The organism is Streptococcus sp. CL8.13 (genome assembly GCF_049737895.1).
This window is the reverse complement of sequence record NZ_JBKOTT010000101.1, coordinates 1-3366: the sequence shown is the minus strand read 5'-3', so window position 1 is coordinate 3366 and position 3366 is coordinate 1. Positions and strand designations below refer to the sequence as shown.

General features: G+C 44.7%; 6 protein-coding genes. 5 read left to right on the top strand and 1 reads right to left on the bottom strand.

Going from position 1 to position 3366, the window contains the following annotated elements; all coding sequences use genetic code 11:
* From xerD to yidD, 5 genes are all read left to right on the top strand, one after another.
* A partial coding sequence (gene xerD / locus ACLNCN_RS04110; protein WP_424844685.1) for a site-specific tyrosine recombinase XerD occupies positions 1-424 on the top strand: 424 nt, incomplete at its 5' end.
* Positions 424-1152, top strand: coding sequence for a segregation/condensation protein A (locus tag ACLNCN_RS04105; RefSeq protein ID WP_024057382.1), 729 nt, complete (start codon positions 424-426; stop codon positions 1150-1152). The genes xerD and ACLNCN_RS04105, both read left to right, overlap by 1 nt.
* Positions 1153-1170: 18 nt before the next feature.
* Entirely contained in the window at positions 1171-1740 is a 570-nt protein-coding gene (gene scpB / locus ACLNCN_RS04100) for an SMC-Scp complex subunit ScpB (RefSeq protein ID WP_024057383.1), read from the top strand.
* Positions 1727-2449 carry a pseudouridine synthase gene (locus ACLNCN_RS04095; protein ID WP_001222228.1) on the top strand — a complete coding sequence of 241 codons (723 nt, stop codon included), beginning with the start codon at positions 1727-1729 and terminating at the stop codon, positions 2447-2449. Before scpB ends, ACLNCN_RS04095 begins: the two co-directional genes overlap by 14 nt.
* Positions 2449-2691 carry a membrane protein insertion efficiency factor YidD gene (yidD, locus tag ACLNCN_RS04090; protein WP_024057384.1) on the top strand — a complete coding sequence of 81 codons (243 nt, stop codon included), beginning with the start codon at positions 2449-2451 and terminating at the stop codon, positions 2689-2691. Before ACLNCN_RS04095 ends, yidD begins: the two co-directional genes overlap by 1 nt.
* Positions 2692-2801: 110 nt before the next feature.
* Here yidD and ACLNCN_RS04085 read toward each other — a convergent pair.
* Positions 2802-3366: ABC transporter substrate-binding protein (locus ACLNCN_RS04085; protein WP_424844684.1), on the bottom strand; the 565-nt coding region annotated here is incomplete at its 5' end.

The following is a 3366-nucleotide window of genomic DNA, read 5'->3' as shown; positions in this document are numbered from 1 at the left end:
TTTTTGGCAGGAAAGCGACTATCCAGAGGGTCGCTTGCTAGCGCTCTTAATCCTAGAAATGGGCCTCTTGCCGAGTGAGATTTTAGCTCTCAAGGTTGCGGATATCAATCTGGACTTTCAGGTGTTGCGAATCAAGAAGGCTTCCCAACAGAGGATTGTCACCATTCCCACGACCTTGCTTTCAGAATTGGAACCCTTGATGGGGCAGACCTATCTCTTTGAAAGGGGAGGGAAAGCTTATTCCCGTCAGTGGGCCTTTCGTCAGTTAGAAGCTTTTGTCAAGGAGAAAGGTTTTCCAGCCTTATCAGCCCAAGCATTGCGGGAACAGTTCATTCTACGACAAATTGAAAACAAGGTCGATTTGTACGAAATTGCAAAAAAATTAGGATTAAAAACAGTCCTGACCTTAGAAAAATATAGATAATGGATATTAAATTAAAAGATTTTGAAGGGCCCCTGGACTTGCTCTTGCACCTTGTTTCTAAGTACCAGATGGATATCTACGATGTGCCCATTACGGAAGTCATCGAACAATATCTAGCCTATGTCTCAACCCTGCAGGCCATGCGTCTGGAAGTGACGGGAGAGTATATGGTCATGGCCAGTCAGCTCATGTTGATCAAGAGTCGCAAGCTCTTGCCAAAGATAGCAGAAGTGACAAATTTGGAAGATGACCTAGAGCAGGATCTTCTCTCCCAAATCGAAGAATACCGCAAATTCAAGCTCTTGGGTGAACACTTGGAAGCCAAGCACCAAGAACGGGCCCAGCACTATTCCAAAGCGCCGACAGAATTGATTTACGAAGATGCGGAGCTTGTGCATGACAAGACGACCATTGACCTCTTTTTGGCTTTTTCAAATATCCTAGCCAAGAAAAAAGAGGAGTTTGAACAGAATCATACGACTATCCTGCGGGATGAGTATAAGATTGAGGACATGATGGTTATCGTGAAAGAGTCCTTGGCTGGACGAGATCAATTGCGCTTGCAGGATTTGTTCAAGGAAGCCCAGAATGTCCAAGAGGTTATCACCCTCTTTTTGGCAACCCTAGAGTTAATCAAAACCCAGGAGCTGATTCTTGTGCAAGAGGAGAGTTTCGGAGATATCTATCTCATGGAAAAGAAGGAAGAAAGTCAAGTGGCCCAAAGCTAGACTTGATAGAGAGGAAAGATGAGTACTTTAGCAAAAATAGAAGCGCTCTTGTTTGTAGCGGGTGAAGATGGGATTAGAGTCCGCCAGTTAGCTGAACTCCTCTCTCTGCCACCGACAGGCATCCAACAGAGTTTAGAAAAATTAGCCCAGAAGTATGAAAAGGACCCAGATTCCAGTTTGGCTCTGATTGAGACAGGGGGAGCTTATAGATTGGTGACCAAGCCTCAATTTGTAGAGATTTTGAAGGAATACTCTAAGGCACCTATCAACCAGAGCTTGTCTCGGGCAGCTCTTGAGACCTTGTCCATCATTGCCTACAAACAGCCTATCACACGAATAGAAATTGATGCCATCCGTGGGGTCAACTCGAGTGGGGCCTTGGCAAAGTTGCAGGCTTTTGACCTGATAAAGGAAGACGGGAAAAAAGAAGTGTTGGGGCGCCCCAACCTCTATGTGACTACAGATTATTTCCTAGATTACATGGGGATAAACCATTTAGAAGAATTACCAGTGATTGATGAGCTTGAGATTCAAGCCCAAGAAAGCCAATTATTTGGTGAAAGGATAGAAGAAGATGAGAATCAATAAGTATATTGCCCACGCAGGTGTGGCCAGTAGGAGAAAAGCAGAAGAGCTGATCAAGCAAGGTTTGGTGACGGTCAACGGCCAGGTGGTACGTGAACTAGCAACGACCATCAAGTCTGGTGACAAGGTCGAAGTTGAAGGTCAGCCTATCTACAACGAAGAAAAGGTCTATTATCTACTTAACAAACCACGCGGTGTCATTTCCAGTGTGACAGATGACAAGGGTCGCAAGACGGTTGTCGACCTCTTGCCCAATGTCAAAGAGCGCATCTACCCTGTAGGTCGTTTGGACTGGGATACATCAGGAGTCTTGATTTTGACCAATGATGGGGATTTTACGGATGAGATGATTCACCCTCGTAATGAGATTGACAAGGTTTATGTCGCGCGTGTTAAAGGTGTGGCCAATAAGGATAATCTGCGCCCCTTGACCCGTGGACTTGAGATTGATGGAAAGAAAACCAAACCGGCTGTCTATGAGATTCTCAAAGTGGATCCAGTTAAAAACCGCTCTGTGGTGCAGTTGACCATCCATGAAGGGCGTAACCATCAGGTTAAAAAGATGTTTGAAGCTGTCGGTCTCCAAGTAGATAAGTTGTCTCGAACTCGTTTTGGACACCTAGACTTGACAGGTCTCCGTCCAGGTGAATCGCGTCGCCTTAACAAAAAAGAAATCAGCCAACTACATACCATGGCTGTAACCAAGAAATAATGAAACGAATTTTAATAGCGCCTGTGCGCTTTTATCAACGGTTTATCTCACCAGCCTTTCCACCCTCTTGTCGCTTTGAGCCGACTTGTTCCAACTACATGATTGAGGCTATTGAAAAACATGGCTTCAAGGGTGTTTTGATGGGCTTGGCTCGGATTTTACGTTGCCATCCCTGGTCGAAAACAGGTAAGGACCCTGTTCCAGACCATTTTTCCCTCAAACGAAATCAAGAAGGGGAATGAGGTTAGGTAAAAGATTTTAATAAAATAATAAAACCGCATCCTATCAGGTTTGAGTGAGCTTGATAGGATGCGGTTTATCATGTAAAGTTGTTAGTTGAGTTTGAAGTTGCTTATTTCAAAGCTTTTTGTGCGTCTTCAATCATGAGTTTTGTTGATTCAAGACCGCCTCCGCTTAGATACCAGAGGTCTGGTGTTAGTTGGATAATCTTACCATTTTTAGCGGCAGGAGTTTCAGCGATAAGGGCATTTTCTAGGACGCCATCGTTGCTAGAGTTGTCCCCACCGATGGCAAGGGTACGGTTGATGACAAAGAGGATGTCAGGATTGATTTCTTTGACACTTTCAAAGCTGACTTCTTGTCCGTGGCGAGAATCTTCAAATTGAGTATCAGTTGGCTTGAATTTCAAGGTTTGGTACAAGAAAGAGAAACGAGATTGGGCACCAAAGGCAGCCATTTTTCCTTCGTTGAGGAGGATGGCAAGGGCTTTTTTGTCAGAGCTTTCATTTTTAGTAGCGACTTCTTGGATGTTCTTGTCTAGCTTGGCCAATTCTTCCTTGGCTTTCTGTGTACCAGTTTCACCGAAGGCGCTTGCTAGGGATTCGATATTAGTCTTGGTAGAAGTCCAGTAGTCATCTTTGCCTGCTTGGAAGAGAACAGTCGGAGCGATTTCGTTG

Excerpts from the sequence above, each read along its gene's own strand:
- ACLNCN_RS04105 (WP_024057382.1), top strand. The coding sequence starts at position 424 with ATGGATATTAAATTAAAAGATTTTGAAGGGCCCCTGGACTTGCTCTTG.
- yidD (WP_024057384.1), top strand. The coding sequence starts at position 2,449 with ATGAAACGAATTTTAATAGCGCCTGTGCGCTTTTATCAACGGTTTATC.
- scpB (WP_024057383.1), top strand. The coding sequence starts at position 1,171 with ATGAGTACTTTAGCAAAAATAGAAGCGCTCTTGTTTGTAGCGGGTGAA.
- ACLNCN_RS04095 (WP_001222228.1), top strand. The coding sequence starts at position 1,727 with ATGAGAATCAATAAGTATATTGCCCACGCAGGTGTGGCCAGTAGGAGA.